The 17,371-nt window shown below is 63.6% G+C and carries 18 protein-coding genes; 14 read left to right on the forward strand and 4 right to left on the reverse strand.

Going from position 1 to position 17,371, the window contains the following annotated elements:
• The first annotated feature begins 18 nt into the window (after nucleotides 1–18).
• Nucleotides 19–858, forward strand: coding sequence for a GTP cyclohydrolase FolE2 (gene folE2 / locus AC07ZH_RS03520; protein ID WP_495198578.1), 840 nt, complete (start codon nucleotides 19–21; stop codon nucleotides 856–858).
• A 22-nt stretch (nucleotides 859–880) separates the two neighbouring features.
• Here the strand turns inward: folE2 and AC07ZH_RS03525 are convergent, their stop codons facing one another.
• Nucleotides 881–1,495, reverse strand: a complete 615-nt coding sequence (locus AC07ZH_RS03525; protein ID WP_495198579.1) for a YqiA/YcfP family alpha/beta fold hydrolase — start codon at nucleotides 1,493–1,495, stop codon at nucleotides 881–883.
• 32 nt (nucleotides 1,496–1,527) lie between these two features.
• Here AC07ZH_RS03525 and rodA point away from each other — a divergent pair, with 32 nt between their 5' ends.
• The 6 genes from rodA to AC07ZH_RS03555 all read left to right on the forward strand — a co-directional run bounded on the left by rodA (nucleotide 1,528) and on the right by AC07ZH_RS03555 (nucleotide 6,970).
• Complete coding sequence (gene rodA / locus AC07ZH_RS03530) at nucleotides 1,528–2,688, forward strand: rod shape-determining protein RodA (RefSeq protein ID WP_495198580.1); 1,161 nt, start codon at nucleotides 1,528–1,530, stop codon at nucleotides 2,686–2,688.
• 94 nt (nucleotides 2,689–2,782) lie between these two features.
• The gene (locus AC07ZH_RS03535) at nucleotides 2,783–3,118 is read left to right on the forward strand and encodes a YegP family protein (RefSeq protein ID WP_119109019.1); all 336 of its coding nucleotides are present in this window, start codon (nucleotides 2,783–2,785) and stop codon (nucleotides 3,116–3,118) included.
• Nucleotides 3,119–3,178: 60 nt separating this feature from the next.
• A complete protein-coding gene (gene tldD / locus AC07ZH_RS03540) occupies nucleotides 3,179–4,663 on the forward strand; it encodes a metalloprotease TldD (protein ID WP_495198581.1) in 1,485 nt (494 codons plus the stop codon).
• A 45-nt stretch (nucleotides 4,664–4,708) separates the two neighbouring features.
• The gene (locus tag AC07ZH_RS03545) at nucleotides 4,709–5,263 is read left to right on the forward strand and encodes a hypothetical protein (RefSeq protein ID WP_495198582.1); all 555 of its coding nucleotides are present in this window, start codon (nucleotides 4,709–4,711) and stop codon (nucleotides 5,261–5,263) included.
• A gap of 202 nt (nucleotides 5,264–5,465) precedes the next feature.
• Nucleotides 5,466–6,596: a 3-deoxy-7-phosphoheptulonate synthase gene (locus AC07ZH_RS03550; RefSeq protein ID WP_119109016.1), complete on the forward strand. Its 1,131-nt coding sequence runs from the start codon at nucleotides 5,466–5,468 to the stop codon at nucleotides 6,594–6,596.
• Between the two features lie 62 nt (nucleotides 6,597–6,658).
• The gene (locus AC07ZH_RS03555) at nucleotides 6,659–6,970 is read left to right on the forward strand and encodes a hypothetical protein (protein WP_495198583.1); all 312 of its coding nucleotides are present in this window, start codon (nucleotides 6,659–6,661) and stop codon (nucleotides 6,968–6,970) included.
• 79 nt (nucleotides 6,971–7,049) lie between these two features.
• Here AC07ZH_RS03555 and mpl read toward each other — a convergent pair whose 3' ends face one another.
• The gene (gene mpl / locus AC07ZH_RS03560; RefSeq protein ID WP_495198584.1) at nucleotides 7,050–8,486 is read right to left on the reverse strand and encodes a UDP-N-acetylmuramate:L-alanyl-gamma-D-glutamyl-meso-diaminopimelate ligase; all 1,437 of its coding nucleotides are present in this window, start codon (nucleotides 8,484–8,486) and stop codon (nucleotides 7,050–7,052) included.
• A gap of 169 nt (nucleotides 8,487–8,655) precedes the next feature.
• On the opposite strand from mpl, the gene AC07ZH_RS03565 reads away from it, so the two are divergent.
• The 7 genes from AC07ZH_RS03565 (at nucleotide 8,656) to AC07ZH_RS03595 (ending at nucleotide 15,273) form a co-directional block, all read left to right on the forward strand.
• Nucleotides 8,656–9,261 (forward strand): hypothetical protein, encoded by a 606-nt coding sequence (locus tag AC07ZH_RS03565; RefSeq protein WP_495198585.1) that lies wholly within the window; start codon nucleotides 8,656–8,658, stop codon nucleotides 9,259–9,261.
• Nucleotides 9,258–9,851, forward strand: a complete 594-nt coding sequence (locus AC07ZH_RS03570; RefSeq protein WP_495198586.1) for a TlpA family protein disulfide reductase — start codon at nucleotides 9,258–9,260, stop codon at nucleotides 9,849–9,851. The genes AC07ZH_RS03565 and AC07ZH_RS03570 overlap by 4 nt, the downstream gene beginning before the upstream one ends.
• 103 nt (nucleotides 9,852–9,954) lie before the next feature.
• Nucleotides 9,955–10,401, forward strand: a complete 447-nt coding sequence (accB, locus tag AC07ZH_RS03575) for an acetyl-CoA carboxylase biotin carboxyl carrier protein (RefSeq protein WP_495198587.1) — start codon at nucleotides 9,955–9,957, stop codon at nucleotides 10,399–10,401.
• Between the two features lie 47 nt (nucleotides 10,402–10,448).
• A complete protein-coding gene (gene accC / locus AC07ZH_RS03580) occupies nucleotides 10,449–11,798 on the forward strand; it encodes an acetyl-CoA carboxylase biotin carboxylase subunit (protein WP_119109011.1) in 1,350 nt (449 codons plus the stop codon).
• Between the two features lie 27 nt (nucleotides 11,799–11,825).
• Nucleotides 11,826–12,713 (forward strand): 50S ribosomal protein L11 methyltransferase, encoded by an 888-nt coding sequence (prmA, locus tag AC07ZH_RS03585; protein WP_495198661.1) that lies wholly within the window; start codon nucleotides 11,826–11,828, stop codon nucleotides 12,711–12,713.
• 37 nt (nucleotides 12,714–12,750) lie between these two features.
• Nucleotides 12,751–14,343 carry a DUF3426 domain-containing protein gene (locus AC07ZH_RS03590; RefSeq protein WP_495198588.1) on the forward strand — a complete coding sequence of 531 codons (1,593 nt, stop codon included), beginning with the start codon at nucleotides 12,751–12,753 and terminating at the stop codon, nucleotides 14,341–14,343.
• 27 nt (nucleotides 14,344–14,370) lie between these two features.
• Nucleotides 14,371–15,273, forward strand: coding sequence for a carbohydrate kinase family protein (locus tag AC07ZH_RS03595; protein ID WP_119109009.1), 903 nt, complete (start codon nucleotides 14,371–14,373; stop codon nucleotides 15,271–15,273).
• Nucleotides 15,274–15,325: 52 nt separating this feature from the next.
• Here AC07ZH_RS03595 and AC07ZH_RS03600 read toward each other — a convergent pair whose 3' ends face one another.
• Both AC07ZH_RS03600 and AC07ZH_RS03605 read right to left on the reverse strand, forming a co-directional pair.
• Nucleotides 15,326–15,925 carry a histone gene (locus AC07ZH_RS03600; RefSeq protein ID WP_495198589.1) on the reverse strand — a complete coding sequence of 200 codons (600 nt, stop codon included), beginning with the start codon at nucleotides 15,923–15,925 and terminating at the stop codon, nucleotides 15,326–15,328.
• Nucleotides 15,926–16,121: 196 nt separating this feature from the next.
• Entirely contained in the window at nucleotides 16,122–17,297 is a 1,176-nt protein-coding gene (locus AC07ZH_RS03605) for a ribonucleotide-diphosphate reductase subunit beta (RefSeq protein WP_119109008.1), read from the reverse strand.
• Between the last annotated feature and the right edge of the window lie 74 nt (nucleotides 17,298–17,371).

Below are 17,371 nucleotides of genomic sequence, written 5' to 3' on the forward strand. Positions count from 1 at the left end.
AGCGTGGAGAACCATTGAATGAATGCACCGGAAAAAAATAGGCTCCTGCCCGACATTCAGAGCAGTGCGGACGTCCGAGGCATCGAGATTGGTGCTGTGGGCATCCAGGGGCTGCGCTATCCCATCAAGGTGCGCAGCGGCGGCCGGGTCGCCGCAACCGTTGCGCAGTGGGCCATGACGGTGACCGTGCCGGCCACGGTCAAGGGTACGCACATGTCGCGGTTTGTCGAACTGCTGCAGGCGCAGTCGGATGCGCTGGATGCGGCGGGTTTCCGTGCCTTGCTTCGAGACATGCTGGGCCGGCTGAATGCGCAGGCCGGCACCATCGAAATGCGCTTTCCATGGTTCGTGGAAAAAACAGCGCCGGTCTCGGGCGTGCCCAGTCTGCTCGACCACGATGTCCAGTGGCGCGCGAGCGTCTCCGCACAGGGACAGCAGTCCCTGTGGCTGAAGGTGGTGGTTCCCGTGACGAGCCTGTGCCCGTGCTCCCGGGAAATATCGGTCTATGGGGCGCACAACCAACGCTCGCATGTCGCCATCGAGGTCGAGGTCCTGGAGCCGATCGAGGTGGAGGATCTGATAGCCATTGCAGAACGCAGCAGTTCCTGCGAGGTGTATGGGCTGCTCAAGCGCGCAGATGAAAAATATGTCACCGAGCGCGCCTATGAGAACCCGAAATTCGTGGAAGACATGGTGCGCGACGTGGCGGCGGCGCTCAACCAGGAGCGACGTGTAGGTGCCTACACGGTGGAAGTGGAGAATTTCGAGTCGATCCACAACCACAGCGCCTTTGCACGCATCGCCCGCCCTGCGGGGGCTGCTGTGGGTGTGCAGGTTCGGCATGGGGCTGGCAGCTGAACGTGCGCAGTGCCTGGCATGGTCAATCGGTGCCTGACGCGAGCTGCAGGAATCGTGCAATGGTCGCCAGGTGCGCGGGGAAATCACTCAGCGCATGGTCGCCACCTTCCAGCAGCGTCACCTGGGCTTGCGGGTAGCGCGCCAGCATTTCGTGCCAGTCCAGCACTTCGTCGCCCTTGGCGATGATGGCCAGTTGGCGCGCCGCTGGGGGCTGGCTTTGCACGTCGAGTGCGCGCAACTCATCGACAAATTCCGGTGCGAAATAGAAATGCTCGGTCGGGTCGTGCCAGCTGGTCTGGTCGCCGATGTGGCGTGCCAGGTCGCGCGCCGGGTCTACCGCCGGGTTCAGCAGCACGCTGGGGCAACGGCACTGCTGCGCCACCCAACTGGCGTAGTAGCCGCCCAGCGAGGAGCCGATCACCGCCATGCTGGCGCGGGGCCAGGCGGCGATGCCGGCGCAAAGCATCTCCACCGCCGCGCGCGGTGAAGGCGGTAATTGGGGGCACCAAAATTGCACGCTGGGGTGCAGCCGCGCCACGTAAGCGGCCATCAGGCGGGCCTTGGCCGACTGGGGCGAAGACCTGAAGCCGTGCAAATAGAGCAGGTGGGTGGTGCTGGATGGATGTGCAGGAACCATGGGGCCATTGTCGCCCGCGATAATCGCGGCCCATGGAAACCACGATCAACAAGCCCACGCTGCCCGCGCGCATCCTGCCGCTGTTTCGCGGTTTCGACGGCTGGCTCATGGTGCTGGTGCTGGTACTGGCCGGGGCCGGCCTGCTGGCCATGTACTCCTCGGGCTACGACCACGGCACGCGCTTTGTCGACCATGCGCGCAACATGGTCATCGCGCTGGTGCTGCTGTTTGCCGTGGCACAGATTCCACCGCAGCGGCTGATGGCGTTTGCGCCCCCCCTGTACGCGGTGGGGGTGCTGCTGCTGGTGGCGGTAGCGGTCGCCGGTATTACCAAGAAAGGGGCGCAGCGCTGGATCGACCTGGGGGTGGTGATTCAGCCGAGCGAGCTCTTGAAGATCGGCATGCCCCTGATGCTGGCTTGGTGGTTCCAGAAGCGCGAAGGCCAGTTGCGCGCACTGGATTTCGCGGTAGCCGGCCTGCTGCTCGCGGTGCCGGTGGGGCTCATCATGAAGCAGCCCGATCTGGGGACCTCGCTGCTGGTGCTGGCGGCTGGGCTTTCGGTGATTTTCTTCGCGGGCTTGTCCTGGAAGCTGGTGCTGCCCCCCATGCTGCTGATCGCCGTAGGGATCGTGCTGATCGTGGGTTTTGAGTCCCAGATCTGTGCCGAGGGTGTGCGCTGGCCGGTGTTGCACGACTACCAGCAGCAGCGCATCTGCACGCTGCTCGATCCGACGCGTGACCCGCTGGGCAAGGGATTTCACATCATCCAGGGCATGATTGCCATTGGTTCGGGCGGGCCCTTTGGCAAGGGATTCATGGCCGGCACGCAGACGCACCTGGAGTTCATTCCCGAGCGCACGACCGATTTCATCTTTGCCGCCTTTTCCGAGGAGTTCGGCCTGGTGGGCAACCTGGTGCTGATCGTTTGCTTTTTGCTGCTGGTTTGGCGGGGGCTGGCCATCGCGATGCATGCGGGAACCTTGTTTTCACGGCTCATGGCGGGTGCTGTGGCCATGATTTTCTTCACCTACGCCTTCGTCAATATGGGCATGGTGAGTGGCATCTTGCCAGTGGTGGGCGTGCCGCTGCCGTTTGTCAGCTACGGCGGCACGGCCATGGTCACGCTGGGGCTGGCGCTGGGCATTCTCAACTCCATCGTGCGTGCGCAGCGCGACGCTGCGCAGGGGCGTTGACGCCGCTGCCGGCTGGCCGGGCGTTGCCACAGCGGCGCGCAGCAGGTACAACGGGGGGCCAAGCCTTTTTGGCGCACTTTCCAGGAGACCTTGCATGGCCGCAAAGTACGAGCTGAAAAAAACCCGCAACGACAAGTTTGTGTTCAACCTGGTCGCGACCAATGGCCAAGTGGTGCTGACCAGCGAAATGTACGAGTCCAAGGCCAGCGCGCTCAATGGCATCGAATCCGTGCGCAAGAACGGGCCAGACGATGCGCGCTATGGCCGCCTCTCGGCCAAGGACGGCTCGCCCTATTTCACGCTCAAGGCCGGCAATGGCCAGGTCATCGGCCAGAGCCAGATGTATTCGGGCGCCAAGGCGCGCGACGGCGGCATCGCCGCGGTGCAGGGCAATGCCGCCGATGCGGTGCTGGACGACCAGACGCTCTGACCGGCGCCGCCGATGCGGTTGCGGGAAGCGGCCAAGGTGCCAGCGCCCTAAAATGGCCTGATGAGCACCCGCACCCCCCTTGCCGCAGCCCACACCACCAGCACCCGCGAGCGCATCGCCCTCGCTTCTGACCTGCTGTTGTCGCCTTTTGGCCTGAACGAGAGCCACCTGGCACGCGCACTCGCCGAGATTCGCGCGCACCGCGTGGACGACGCCGACCTGTATTTCCAGACCACGCGCAGCGAAGGCTGGAGCCTGGAGGAGGGTATCGTCAAGACGGGGTCGTTCTCCATCGACCAGGGCGTCGGCGTGCGCGCCGTCAGTGGCGAGAAGACGGCGTTTGCGTACTCCGACGACATTTCCGAGGCCTCTTTGCTCGACGCGGCCAGAACCGTGCGGTCTATTTCGAGCGCACGGCAAGAGGGGCGGGCGCGAGTAGCTTCTAGGAAGATAGCTAAAAGCCGTGCACTGTATGGCTCGACCGACCCCATCTCCACGCTCGGCAGCGCCGACAAGGTGGCGCTCCTGGAGCGTGCCGAGCAGCGCGCCCGTGCCAAGGACCCGCGTGTGGCGCAGGTCATGGCGGGCTTGGCGAGCGAATACGACGTGGTGCTGGTGGCGCGCGCCGACGGCACGCTGGCGGCCGACGTGCGCCCGCTGGTGCGCCTGTCGGTCACCGTGATCGCCGAGCAGAACGGCCGGCGCGAAATGGGCTCGGCCGGCGGCGGTGGGCGCTTTGGGCTGGCGTATTTCGACGATGCGCAGATTGCACAGTACGTGGACGAAGCGGTGAATGCCGCCCTGGTCAACCTCGAATCGCGCCCGGCGCCTGCCGGCGAGATGACCGTGGTCCTCGGCCCCGGCTGGCCGGGCATCCTGCTGCACGAAGCCATCGGCCACGGGCTGGAGGGCGATTTCAACCGCAAGGGGTCAAGCGCTTTCAGCGGCCGCATCGGCCAGCGCGTGGCGGCCAAGGGCGTCACGGTGCTGGACGATGGCACGATTGCCGAGCGCCGCGGCTCGCTCAATGTGGACGACGAAGGCAACACCAGCGGGCGCAACGTGCTGATCGAGGACGGCATTCTCAAGGGCTACATCCAGGATTCGCTCAACGCGCGCCTGATGGGCGTGGCGCCCACCGGCAACGGCCGGCGCGAGAGCTACGCCCATGTGCCCATGCCGCGCATGACCAACACCTACATGCTCGGCGGCGACAAAGACCCGCAGGAGATCGTCGCCAGCATCAAGAAAGGCCTGTACGCCACCAACTTTGGCGGCGGGCAGGTGGACATCACCTCGGGCAAGTTCGTGTTCTCGGCGAGCGAAGCGTTCTGGGTGGAGAACGGCAAGATTCAATACCCGGTCAAGGGCGCCACCATCGTTGGCAGCGGGCCTGAATCGCTCAAACGCGTCACCATGATCGGCAACGACATGCGGCTCGACAGCGGCGTCGGCACTTGCGGCAAGGAAGGCCAAAGCGTCCCCGTGGGCGTGGGCCAGCCCACGCTGCGGATCGATGGGCTCACGGTGGGCGGTACGGCGTAGGCGGTACCTGCTTTTCTCTGCGTGGGCACTCGCGCACAATGGGCCATGCCGAGCACCCGCACCCGGTCGCAATTCACCGTCCAGTCCTTTGGCGACGTCAGCCGTTTCCTGCGCTCGGGGGTGGCCGATGAGGACTCACGCCAGCTGCGCGACAGTATCGGGGCGCTGGCGCAAAGAATTGACGAGGCCATCCGGGTGCGGCGCACCGCCCCCGTCAAGGCGGCTGCTGCCGACACTGCCGAAATCACCCGCCAGGCCGCTGAACTCGCCAAATGCGTGCGCGAGCACCAGTTCTTTGTCACCGGCCTGGGTTCGGCCTGGCATGCGCTGTACGAGATGGGCGCCTACCAGAGTGCGCTGCGCGGCCTGCGCCGGGCAGCGGACGCCTGGCATGCCGCATTGGTGGAGCGCACCCCCAAAGAGAGCGCGGCCTTCGATCGCATCGAACTGACCGCCTGGCGCACGCTGGGCGAAGGCCTGATGCTGATCGACATGTACGAGCAGAGTGAAAGCGCCCACAGCGAGCCGGCCGATGCGCCACCTGCGCGTCCCGTGGGCTGGCAGCGCGTGCTCGCCTGGCTGCGCGGGAGCAGGCGTTAGGAACGGCGCCTATCCGCTGTGCTACATTGCAGCCCATGTTTTCGCGCGCTGTTTTTTACTTTTGGTTCTGGTTCTCTGTCCTAGGCGGATGAGAGGCAAGCGCGCAAGCACCTGAACACTTCCCACCCAACCGCCGACGCTGCAAAGCCCGGCGGTTTTTTGTTTTTCAGTCCTTTGTTTCAACCTTTCCGGAAAGAAGCCCATGACCGCAGCAGCTGCACACCCTTCCAGCGATGCCTGGTACCGAAGCGTCGAGAAAACCAGCCAGACCGACGACGAACGCATCAAGGAAATCACCGTGTTGCCACCCCCAGAGCATTTGATCCGCTTCTTCCCGATTCGCGGCACCAAGGTGGAAAACCTCATCACCCGCACCAGGCGCAACATCCACGACATCATGATCGGCAAGGACGACCGCCTGCTGGTGGTCATCGGCCCGTGCTCGATCCACAACCCGGCGGCGGCGCTGGAATACGCCCACCGTCTGCAGGCAGCACGCGAACAGTACAAGGACACGCTGGAGATCGTGATGCGGGTCTATTTCGAGAAACCGCGCACCACGGTGGGCTGGAAAGGCCTGATCAACGACCCCTATCTGGACGAGAGCTACCGCATTGACGAAGGCCTGCGCATTGCTCGCCAGTTGCTCATCGAGATCAACCGCCTGGGCGTGCCCGCCGGCAGCGAGTTTCTCGACGTGATCTCGCCCCAGTACATCGCCGACCTGATCAGCTGGGGCGCCATCGGCGCGCGCACGACCGAGAGCCAGGTGCACCGGGAGCTGGCCTCGGGCCTCTCGGCCCCCATTGGCTTCAAGAACGGCACCGACGGCAACATCCGCATCGCCACCGACGCCATCCAGTCCGCCGGGCGCGGGCACCACTTCCTGTCGGTGCACAAGAACGGCCAAGTGGCGATTGTCGACACCAAGGGCAACAAGGATTGCCACGTCATCCTGCGCGGCGGAAAAACGCCGAACTACGACGCCGCCAGTGTGGCCGCCGCCTGCAAAGACCTGGCCGCCGCCAAGCTCACCCCGGCCCTCATGGTCGATTGCAGCCATGCCAACAGCAGCAAGCAGTACGAGCGCCAACAGGACGTGGCGCGCGATATTGCGGCCCAGGTGGCGGGCGGCTCGCATTGCGTGTTCGGCGTGATGATCGAAAGCCACCTGGTGGCGGGCGCGCAAAAGTTCACCCCCGGCAAGGACGACCCCGCCACACTCACCCACGGCCAGAGCATTACCGATGCGTGTCTGGGCTGGGAGGCGTCGCTTGCCACGCTGGGGGAACTCTCGGCCGCAGTCACCGCCCGGCGCAAGGCGGCGGTGTAAGCTTGCCGGTGTGGGGCCGGGCAAGCGCCCGGCCTGTCCATCTTCAAAAAGAAAGGCCCGCCATGCACAGCGAAGTGTCGGTCAGCGCAGACCGCAACCAGGAATTCCGTGTTGACCTCGAAGGCGCCGATGCCATGCCGCAGGACGAAGCCCGCCGCTGGCTGGACGACGAATTCATACGCCTCGAATGCGAGCCCTTGCGTGCCAGTGGGAAGGTGCTGCTGGCCGACAAGGTGCTGGCGGTGGCGCGGGCGGCAGAGCATGGCCTGCTGTCGGATGCCGCGTGGCTCAAGAGTTTTGCCCGCGCCACCAACGGCGCACTGGCCAAACCGGTGGTGCGCATCGATTTGCAGGCCATGGCGATCAGCTACTGACCGCTACGTAAAAGTTCAAGCAAAAAAGGCCTATAGCGCTTAGCCAGTAAGCGTTAACAGTTATCAAATAAATAGCATTTTAGGCTGCCAGCGCCTGCAATAGCTGCGCGTGCACGCCGCCAAAAGCGCCGTTGCTCATGCACACGATGTGGTCGCCGGGCTGCGCCTCTTGGACGATTTGGGCGAGCAGCGTGGCGATGTCGGGTGCTGTCTGGGCGCGCCGACCCGGCCCGACGCCCAGCGGCGCCAGGGCGGCCGCCGCGTCCCAATCGAGGCCGGCGGTGTGGCAAAACGCCAGGTCGGCGCTCTCCAGTGCCCAGGGGAGCTGCGTCTTCATCGTGCCCAGCTTCATGGTGTTGCTGCGCGGCTCGAACGCGGCGAGGATGCGCACTTTCGGCCCTATGCTGCGCCGCAGGCCATCGAGCGTGGTGCGGATGGCGGTGGGGTGGTGGGCGAAATCGTCGTACACCGTGATGCCGCGCACCACCCCGCGCACCTCCATGCGCCGGCGTACGTTCTGAAAAGTCTGCAGCGCCTCTGCCGCCGCCGCTGGCGCCACGCCCACATGGGCAGCAGCCGCGATGGCTGCCAAGGCGTTGAGCTGGTTGTGCACGCCCGTCAGCGCCCAGTGCACGCTGGCCACGCGCTTGCCGTGCAGCAGCACGTCGAAGGCACCGGGTTCGCCATTCGCGTTCCAGTCGCTCACCGCGCTGCCAAAGCTGGCCACCTCGCTCCAGCAGCCGGCGTGCAGCACGCGCGCCAGACTCTCTTCCAGCCCATTGACGACCACGCAGCCAGAGCTGGGCACCGTGCGCACCAAATGGTGAAATTGGCGCTCGATGGCGGCAAGATCGTCAAAGATGTCGGCGTGGTCGAATTCCAGATTGTTCAGCACGGCGGTGCGCGGCCGGTAGTGCACGAATTTGCTGCGCTTGTCGAAAAAGGCGGTGTCGTACTCGTCGGCCTCGATGACGAAAAGCGGCGCGGCGCCCGGCGCGCCTGGCCGCTGGGCGGCGCCCGGCGCGCCTGGCCGCTGGGCGGCGCCCAGGCGCGCTGAAACGCCGAAATTGAGCGGCACGCCGCCCACCAGAAAGCCAGGCGCCAAGCCAGCGGACTCCAAGATCCACGCCAGCATGGAGGTGGTCGTGGTCTTGCCATGCGTGCCAGCCACGGCCAGCACGTGGCGCCCGGCCAGCACCTGCTCGCTGAGCCACTGCGGGCCGCTGGTGTAGCGTGCGCCGGCGTCGAGAATGGCCTCCATCAACGGGAACTTTGGCGTTCCGTCGGCAAGCCGTGCGCGGCTGACGACGTTGCCGACCACGAAGACGTCGGGGGCGAGCGCGAGTTGCTCGGCACCAAAGCCCTCGATCAGGTCGATGCCCAGCGCCCGCAGCTGGTCGCTCATGGGAGGGTAGACGCCTGCGTCACAGCCCGTGACGCGGTGGCCGGCAGCGCGTGCGAGCGCGGCGAGCCCGCCCATGAAGGTGCCGCAAATGCCCAGAATGTGAATATGCATGCCTGCAATTCTAGAAGGCGCGGGGGAGCGCAGAGAAACGAAAATTGTATGAAAAATGGCATCTAGCGCTTATGTGGTAAGCGCCATAAGCTATAGTTTTAATAGTAAATTTTGGGCGGTACAAAACCCTGGGGCGTACCTTGGCCGCGCTCGGGGCGACAATGGCGGTATGTATGTCGCGTCGTCCGGACTGTCTGTGGAAATTGCCCGCACTGCCGCCCGCATGGTGGTGGAGGACGGCGTGGAGCTGGGCCGCGCCAAGCGGCGCGCGGCGCAGCAGTTGGGCGCCGCACCGCGCACGCCCCTGCCCGACACGGCGCTGGTTGAGGAGGCCATCCGGGAGCACATCGCCCTGTTTTGCGCCGATACCCAGCCTGGTGAACTCCGCGCCTTGCGCGAACTTGCATTGTTGTGGATGGAGCGCCTGCAGGCGTTTCGCCCCTACGTGGGCGGTGCGGTATGGAGCGGCACAGCCACACGCCATGTTGACATTTACCTGCAGTTGTTTTGCGATGACCCAAAATCTGCCGAAATTGCGCTGATAGACCAGGGCGTGGCCTACGACGCCAGCACCGTGCAGGGGCTGCACGGGAGCCCGGTGGAGGCGCTTAGCGTCGCAGCCTTCAGCGAGGCACTGGGCGAGCGGGTCGGGGTTCATTTGCTGATCTACGACCACGACGACCTGCGCGGCGCGCTGCGCCCGGGCGAGGGCGGCCGCGCACCACGCGGCGATGCGGCGGCCTTGCGAAAACTATTGCTGGAGCACCCCGAGTGACCGATTCAGAACCTTCTTCTGCCGTACCCGCCGCGCCTGACGCGCTGCGCCGCCGCCTGTTGTACGCGGGGGTGGCTGGCGGCGCAGCGCTTGCCGGCGCGGGCTGGGCCTGGTGGCGCTTGCAGCCGCACGCCGAGACGGCCGCCGCACAGGCCAGCGATGCGGCCTTCTTTACCCAGTCTTTTGAAACGCCGGAGGGTGCACCGTTGTCCGCGCAAGCGTTTCGCGGCAAACCGCTGCTGCTCAATTTCTGGGCGACCTGGTGCCCACCCTGCATTGCGGAATTGCCTTTGCTGAACCAGTTCTTTCAAGAGCACCAGGCGCAGGGGTGGCAGATTCTGGGCCTGGCGGTAGACCAGCCTTCGGCCGTGCGCAAGTTCCTTGAGCGCCGGCCCGTCAGTTTTCCCATCGGTATGGCAGGTTTGGGCGGGACTGAGCTTTCGCGCTCCCTTGGCAATCTTGCGGGCGGCTTGCCCTTCACGGTCGTGTTTGCTGCCGATGGCCGGGTGCTGCACCGTAAAATAGGGCAAATCAAGCCGCAAGAGCTCGTTGACTGGGTGGCCAAAGGCGCCGTCACCAGCCGTTCTTGATTCTGGCCGATGGCGCAAAAGAACGAAATTGCCCGAAGAACCCTGAGGTACGCGTAAATTGGAGTAAATTCGCGCCCTGTCAAGAATTTGCTCTGGAGCTTGCATGGACCTGCGAAAACTCAAAACCCTGATTGATCTGGTATCCGAATCCAACGTATCGGAACTGGAAATCACCGAGGCCGAAGGCAAGGTGCGCATTGTCAAAAGCGGCGGCCAGGTGCTGCAGCAAATGGTCCCGGCCCCAGCGATGGCCCCACAGGCGCCGACGCCTGCCGCGCCGGCTGTCGCCGAGCTTCCTGCGCCGGCGGAACCGAGCGGCCATGTGGTGAAGTCGCCCATGGTGGGGACCTTCTACCGGGCGTCCAGCCCTGGCGCCAAATCCTTTGTCGAGGTGGGCAGTGTGGTCAAGGAAGGCGAGACCATCTGCATTATCGAGGCCATGAAGATCTTGAACGAGATCGAAGCCGACAAGTCGGGCACCGTCACGCGCATTCTTGGCGAAAACGGACAGGCCGTGGAATATGGCCAGCCGCTTTTCATCATCGAGTAAGCGGTCTATGAGCATGCACGCAATGGCCCTGCGCCGAAAGGGCGCCTATGTTTAAGAAGATTCTGGTTGCCAACCGGGGAGAGATTGCCCTGCGTATTCAACGGGCCTGCTCCGAGTTGGGCGTCAAGGCCGTCATCGTCTATTCGGAGGCCGACCGGGACGCCAAGTACGTCAAGCTCGCCGAAGAAGCGGTGTGCATCGGTCCAGCGCCTTCTGCACTGAGCTACCTCAACATGCCGGCTATCATTTCCGCAGCGGAAGTGACCGACGCCGAAGCGATTCACCCTGGCTACGGTTTCCTGTCGGAGAACGCGGACTTTGCCGAGCGGGTGGAAAAGAGCGGTTTCCAGTTCATCGGCCCCAGCCCTGAGTCGATTCGCACCATGGGCGACAAGGTGTCGGCCAAGCAAGCCATGATCAAGGCAGGTGTGCCGTGTGTTCCAGGCTCGGAAGGTGAACTGCCTGAGGACCCGGTGCAGATCCGCCGCATTGCCAAAACCGTGGGCTACCCCGTCATCATCAAGGCGGCGGGCGGCGGTGGTGGGCGCGGCATGCGGGTGGTGCACACCGAAGCGGCACTGATCAATGCGGTGCAGATGACCAAGGCGGAGGCCGGGGCGGCCTTTGGCAATCCGGCGGTGTACATGGAGAAATTCCTCCAGAACCCGCGCCACATCGAAATTCAGATTCTGGCCGACAAACACCGCAATGCGGTGTACCTGGGCGAGCGCGACTGCTCCATGCAGCGGCGCCACCAGAAGGTGATCGAAGAGGCGCCCGCGCCTGGCATTCCGCGCAAGCTGATCGAACGCATCGGCGAGCGCTGTGTGGCCGCTGTCAAGAAGATCGGCTACCGGGGGGCGGGAACATTCGAGTTTCTGTACGAAGACGGCGAGTTCTACTTCATTGAGATGAATACGCGTGTCCAGGTCGAACACCCGGTGACCGAGTGGATCACCGGTGTGGATATCGTGCGCACGCAGATCATGGTGGCGGCCGGCGAGAAGTTGCCGTTCACGCAGCGCCAGATTCAAATTCGCGGCCATGCGATTGAGTGCCGCATCAACGCCGAAGACCCGTACAAATTCATTCCTTCGCCGGGGCGCGTCACGACCTGGCATGCACCGGGTGGTCCGGGCGTACGGGTGGATTCGCACATCTACACCAACTACTACGTACCGCCAAATTACGACTCGATGATCGGCAAGCTCATCGTGCACGGCGACACCCGCGAACAGGCGCTGGCGCGCATGCGCACGGCGCTGTCGGAGACGGTGATCGAAGGGATCAACACCAACGTGCCGCTGCACCGCGAGCTGATGGTGGACGCGAACTTCGTCACCGGTGGCACCAATATTCACTACCTGGAAGAGTGGCTGTCGCAGCGCCAGCGCTGACGCCAGCCTGCAAAACACCCCATGAGCTTGCACGAACTGAGCCTGGCCTGCCCGCAAGAGCAGGTGGAATTGCTGAGCGATGCGCTGGAAGCCCTGGATGCGCTGTCCGTATCTGTGGAAGATGCCGATGCCCATACCGATGCCGAACAAGCCTTGTTTGGCGAGCCGGGCATGCCAGCACCGCGCAATGCCTGGGAGCGTAGCCGTGTCGTTGCGCTCTTTTCCGGCGCGCAGGCGGCTCAGGAAGCGCTTGCCTTGTTGCAAGCGCAGGATTTCTTCTCTGGCTGCCAGGTGCTGGGCGAAGCGCCTCTGGCAGAGCAGGATTGGGTGCGCCTGACCCAATCGCAGTTCACCCCTGTGGCGGTGACGCCCGAGTTCTGGATTGTTCCCACATGGCACGAACCCCCGGCCCAGGCCCGGCAGGTGATTCGCCTTGACCCAGGCTTGGCATTCGGCACCGGCACGCACCCCACCACGCGCATGTGCCTGCGCTGGATCGCCGCGCACGCAAATACCCCAGCCCTTGGCCGTGTGTTGGACTACGGTTGTGGCTCCGGGATTCTGGCGATCGGAGCGGCCAAGTTTGGTGCCACTGACATTGACGCCGTGGATATTGACACGGCTGCCGTGGAATCCACGCGGTACAACGCGCAGGCCAATGGCGTGCAGCTGCGCAGCGGACTGCCAGACGCGGCCCAGGGGCTCTACGACACGGTACTGGCGAATATCCTGGCCACACCGCTGCGGGTGCTGGCGCCGTTGCTTTGTGCGCATGTGGCGCAAGGCGGGCATCTGGTGCTGGCGGGTATTCTTGAGCGCCAGGTGGCCGAGTTGCAAGAAGCCTATGCCCCCTGGCTGGCCCTTTCGGTTGCCGACAGTGAAGACGGGTGGGTGCTGATGACGGCCCAACGCTGACGCGGATCCGACGCGCCTTTTTTACAATCGGCAGCCGATGAGCCAGACCACCCGCTGCCCCGCCTGCCAGACACGCTTCAAGGTCGTTGCGGACCAACTGCGCATTTCCGATGGCTGGGTGCGCTGTGGCAATTGCAAGCAGGTATTCGATGCGTCGCTGTCGCTGCAGCCCGCAGCGCCCGAGGCGATGCTGCCCGACATGCCGCTGGACCAGTTGCGCGGGCCCGTGGCGCGCGTGGCACCCCCCGCACCGACTGCGCGAGCCTGGGGCAGCGCGGCTGCGGCGCGCTCTGCACCCCCACCACCTATTTCGCACGAGGACGATGGCGAAGCCGACGACGGTTTTGCGCAGACACGGTCTGGCACCCTGGACTCGCTGGCGGAAGATGCGGTGCCCGATGCCCCTGACCATGTGCCCTCGTTTCTGAAGGCGCCGATCCCCCCCGAACCTGATTTTCTTGCGCCCAATGCCCTGGAGCTCTCGGGGCAGCAGTTCGCACGCGGGCAAACGCAACCCCCTGTGTCCGTTTTCCCGCCGCCTTTTGGCGGGCGTGGGGAGGATGGCGCTGACGAAGCCGTATTGCGGGCCACTGGGGATGGCCCGTTGCCGCGTGCCACCGAGGATGCGGACTCGCAGCCGGCATCAGGATTTGGATTTTTGCATCCGGGCGGCTATGAGTTGCCAGCGGCGCAAGTGGACACCGGCGACAGCGACTGGCCCGCGCTATTTGACGAAATGCCGAAGCTGGAGCCAAACGCTGAAGCTCAGGCGAATACTCCCCGTGGCGATACACCTGAACCCGATTTGGCGCATTTCATTGCCACACTTGCGCAAACGCCTGAGCTGGACAGCGCGGTGAATTCGGGTACAGACCCGGCGCCTGAAGTGATGGCTGCAGCGGTGCAGGAAGCGGCTTTGGCTGGGCCCCATGAGGCTCCGAGTGATGAAAGCGAGCCAGATTGGACCTTGGTGCAAGAGGGCTCTTCCGCTTCAATGGAGGAGGCCTTGCCGCTTCAGCCCGCTGTTCCCTTGGCGCAGAAGCTGCCCCTTGCGGTGCAGCGTGAAGCCGAAATCGCGGAGAGCGATGCACTGGAGGAGGCCACCGAACTGGATCAGGACCTGTCCTTCGTGCGCAGCGCGCGCCGACGGGCGTTCTGGTCTGGCAAGGGCGTGCGCGCGGGCTTGTCCTTGTTGGCCAGCGTGCTGTTGCTAGGGTTGGCTGGCCAGGTGGTGCTGCACGAGCGCGCGCGCGTGGCAGCAACCTGGCCGCAGAGCCGCAGTTTTCTCGAATCTGCTTGCGCCTATCTGGAATGTTCCGTGGGACTGAACCGCGACATCGGTGCAGTGCTGGTGGATGGCTCGTCGTTCAACCGTGCGCAGGGTGACCGGTACCAGTTTTCGCTGACACTGCGAAACCGCTCAGCCTTGCCTGTGGAAGCGCCGGCCATTGAATTGACGCTGACCGACGCACAAGATCAAACCGTGCTGCGACGCATCCTGCTGCCCGCTGAATTGGCGATCCCGAACCCGCTTGGGCCAGGCCAGGAATGGAGCACTATGGCGCCCATGACCCTTGGCCAAGGCGCTGCGCGCGTTGCGGGCTACCGCGTTCTGGCTTTTTATCCTTGAGGTTTCGACCTCGCACCTTGAGTTTTTATGGCAGTCCTGATTTGCGGTTCCTTGGCGTTTGACACCATCATGACTTTTGAAGGCCGGTTTGCCGACCAGATACTGGCGGAGCAGTTGCACATACTGAACGTCTCGTTTCTGGTGCCATCGCTGCGCCGGGATTTCGGTGGCTGCGCTGGCAATATTGCCTATAGCCTGAATCTGCTTGGCGGCAAGGCGCTGCCCATGGCGACTTTGGGAAGCGATGGCAGCGAGTATTTGCAACGGCTGGAAAAGCTGGGAATCGGCACGGATTTTGTTCGGCAGGTGGAGGACACCTACACCGCGCAAGCCATGATCATGACCGACATGGACAACAACCAGATCACCGCGTTTCACCCCGGCGCGATGATGCAAGCGCATCGCAACCGTGTTGAGAACGCGCCAGCGCATGGCATCACGCTGGGCATCGTGGCCCCAGACGGACGCGACGCCATGCTGGAGCATGCGGCCCAATTTCATGCTGCCGGTGTTCCCTTCGTATTTGACCCGGGCCAGGGCTTGCCGATGTTCTCTGGCGACGAGCTCAAGCACTTCGTGGATCTCGCCACCTGGGTGACGGTGAACGATTATGAGGCGCGCATGCTGTGTGAACGTACCGGCCTGGATTTCGCAGAACTGTCCTTGCGTGTCGAAGGGCTCGTGGTGACTTTGGGCGCTGCCGGCTGCGAGGTGTGGGTGGCTGGCACGAAAACGCTGGTACCACCAGTGAAAGCGCAGCAAGTGGTAGACCCCACGGGTTGCGGAGATGCCTGGCGCGGGGCCTTGCTGTTCGGTTTGGAACAAGGCTGGCCGTTGGTGCGCTGCGCGGCACTTGGCAGCCGCATGGGCGCACTAAAAATCGCTACGCGCGGGCCGCAAAATTACCAGTTGGATTTCACACCCGCCTGAGCGGGGTAAAAAAAACCGGCGCAGAGCGCCGGTGGAAAAATCAAACGATTTCTCAGGGCTTAGAGCCTGTGGGAAAGGGCCATGCAGCTTGGGGGTTGAGCTGGGTCTTTGGTGTCGGCTCGGCGTTTCCCTTGGCTGCGGGCTTCGCAGCGGGCGATGCGGCCTGCTTTGCTGGTGCCTTGGCGGCCGGCTTCTTGGCACTCGCCGCCTTGACCGGTGCGGCCTTCTTGGCCGGAGCTGCCTTGACCGGGGCGGCCTTCTTGGCAGGAACAGCCTTCTTCGCTGGAGCAGCGGCCTTCTTTGCCGGCGCTGCCTTCTTCGTTGCGACGGCCTTCTTGGCTGGGGCAGCCTTCTTCGCCGCTACAGCCTTCTTGGCGGGTGCTGCTTTTTTGGCAGGAGCTGCCTTTTTCGTGGGCGTGGCAGCTTTCTTGGCGGGAGCGGCTTTCTTCGCGGGCGCAGCCTTCTTGGCCGGTGCAGCAGCTTTCTTCGCCGGAGCGGCTTTCTTGGCAGGAGCTGCGGCCTTCTTGGCAGGCGCAGCCTTTTTCGCTACAGCCTTCGGGGCAGCAGCCTTCTTTACTGCTGCGGTCTTGGCAGGCGCAGCCTTCTTCTCAGGGGTTGCGGCCTTGGCGGCCGGCTTCTTCGCAGTTGCCATCATCTTCTCCTAGGGTCAATGAGCAAAGAGCACTCCACGCCTGCATGGGACACGGAGAGATTCAAGAGTCCGAAGCGACGCGCCAGACCCTGAATGGGGGTGCACTGCTCCGGCAGCCACGGTTGCGCGATCGCGCCCTGGGGCCAGAGGAGTGCAGGTAAAGTGTTCATTGAAGTGAAGGATGGCGAACTCGGGCTTAGTCCCAGGCGAGTGCCCCCCCTGATTGGTATTCAATGACGCGGGTTTCGAAGAAGTTGCGCTCCTTCTTCAGATCGATCATTTCGCTCATCCAGGGAAACGGGTTTTCTTCCTGGGAGAACAATTTACCCAAACCGATCTGTGAGGCGCGGCGGTTGCCGATGTGCCGCAGGTACCCTTTGAACATCGAAGCGTTCATGCCAAGCACGCCACGCGGCATGGTGTCCTCGGCGTAGCGGTATTCGAGTTCGACCGCCTTGTGGAACAGCGCCGCGATTTCTTCCTTGAAGGCAGCGGTCCAGAGATGCGGGTTTTCAAGCTTGATGGTGTTGACCAAGTCGATGCCGAAGTTGCAGTGCATGGACTCGTCGCGCAGGATGTACTGGTACTGCTCGGCTGCACCGGTCATCTTGTTCTGCCGTCCCAGCGCAAGAATCTGTGCGAAGCCGACGTAGAAGAACAGTCCCTCCATCAGGCAGGCGAACACAATCAGGGATTTGAGCAGCGCCTGGTCGGTCTCGGGTGTTCCGGTGCTGAACGACGGATTCATGATCACGTCGATGAACGGAATCAGGAATTCGTCCTTGGCGCGAATCGAGGGGACTTCGTTGTAGGCGTTGAAAATCTCGCCCTCGTCCAGCCCCAGTGATTCCACAATGTATTGGTAGGCGTGCGTGTGAATGGCCTCTTCGAACGCCTGGCGCAGCAGGAACTGGCGGCATTCCGGGGCCGTGATGTGCCGGTAGGTCCCAAGCACGATGTTGTTGGCCGCCAGTGAATCGGCGGTGACAAAAAACCCGAGGTTGCGTTTGACGATGCGGCGCTCGTCTTCGGTAAGGCCATTGGGGTCGCGCCACAACGCGATGTCGCGCGTCATGTTGATTTCTTGCGGCATCCAGTGGTTGGCACAACTGGCGAGGTATTTGTCCCACGCCCATTTGTATTTGAAGGGCACCAACTGGTTGACGTCCGTCTTGCCATTGATGATGCGCTTGTCGGTTGCGCTCACGCGACGGGCAGGATGCGCTGAGGTATCGACTGCAGCTTGTTTTGGCAGGGGCTGCTGAAGTTTGGAAACATCGAGCGGCGACGGGGCCGCCAGCGTTGCTTGGGGCACGACGCGATCAGTAGAAATTGGCGAGAGTGGTGTGACTTCTTCGTCCCAGGTCAGCATGGTTTTTCCAGTGCTCGCATTATGAGAGCACTGCTCCGAAATGAAAAGCGCGCAAGCGCGGCGCGACGCGGTTT

Source organism: Simplicispira sp. GW247-4R2A (assembly GCF_059424465.1).

Coding starts and splice junctions, on each gene's coding strand:
- folE2 (WP_495198578.1), top strand. CDS start 19: ATGAATGCACCGGAAAAAAATAGGCTCCTGCCCGACATTCAGAGCAGT.
- AC07ZH_RS03525 (WP_495198579.1), bottom strand. CDS start 1,495: ATGGTTCCTGCACATCCATCCAGCACCACCCACCTGCTCTATTTGCAC.
- rodA (WP_495198580.1), top strand. CDS start 1,528: ATGGAAACCACGATCAACAAGCCCACGCTGCCCGCGCGCATCCTGCCG.
- AC07ZH_RS03535 (WP_119109019.1), top strand. CDS start 2,783: ATGGCCGCAAAGTACGAGCTGAAAAAAACCCGCAACGACAAGTTTGTG.
- tldD (WP_495198581.1), top strand. CDS start 3,179: ATGAGCACCCGCACCCCCCTTGCCGCAGCCCACACCACCAGCACCCGC.
- AC07ZH_RS03545 (WP_495198582.1), top strand. CDS start 4,709: ATGCCGAGCACCCGCACCCGGTCGCAATTCACCGTCCAGTCCTTTGGC.
- AC07ZH_RS03550 (WP_119109016.1), top strand. CDS start 5,466: ATGACCGCAGCAGCTGCACACCCTTCCAGCGATGCCTGGTACCGAAGC.
- AC07ZH_RS03555 (WP_495198583.1), top strand. CDS start 6,659: ATGCACAGCGAAGTGTCGGTCAGCGCAGACCGCAACCAGGAATTCCGT.
- mpl (WP_495198584.1), bottom strand. CDS start 8,486: ATGCATATTCACATTCTGGGCATTTGCGGCACCTTCATGGGCGGGCTC.
- AC07ZH_RS03565 (WP_495198585.1), top strand. CDS start 8,656: ATGTATGTCGCGTCGTCCGGACTGTCTGTGGAAATTGCCCGCACTGCC.
- accB (WP_495198587.1), top strand. CDS start 9,955: ATGGACCTGCGAAAACTCAAAACCCTGATTGATCTGGTATCCGAATCC.
- accC (WP_119109011.1), top strand. CDS start 10,449: ATGTTTAAGAAGATTCTGGTTGCCAACCGGGGAGAGATTGCCCTGCGT.
- AC07ZH_RS03590 (WP_495198588.1), top strand. CDS start 12,751: ATGAGCCAGACCACCCGCTGCCCCGCCTGCCAGACACGCTTCAAGGTC.
- AC07ZH_RS03595 (WP_119109009.1), top strand. CDS start 14,371: ATGGCAGTCCTGATTTGCGGTTCCTTGGCGTTTGACACCATCATGACT.
- AC07ZH_RS03600 (WP_495198589.1), bottom strand. CDS start 15,925: ATGGCAACTGCGAAGAAGCCGGCCGCCAAGGCCGCAACCCCTGAGAAG.
- AC07ZH_RS03605 (WP_119109008.1), bottom strand. CDS start 17,297: ATGCTGACCTGGGACGAAGAAGTCACACCACTCTCGCCAATTTCTACT.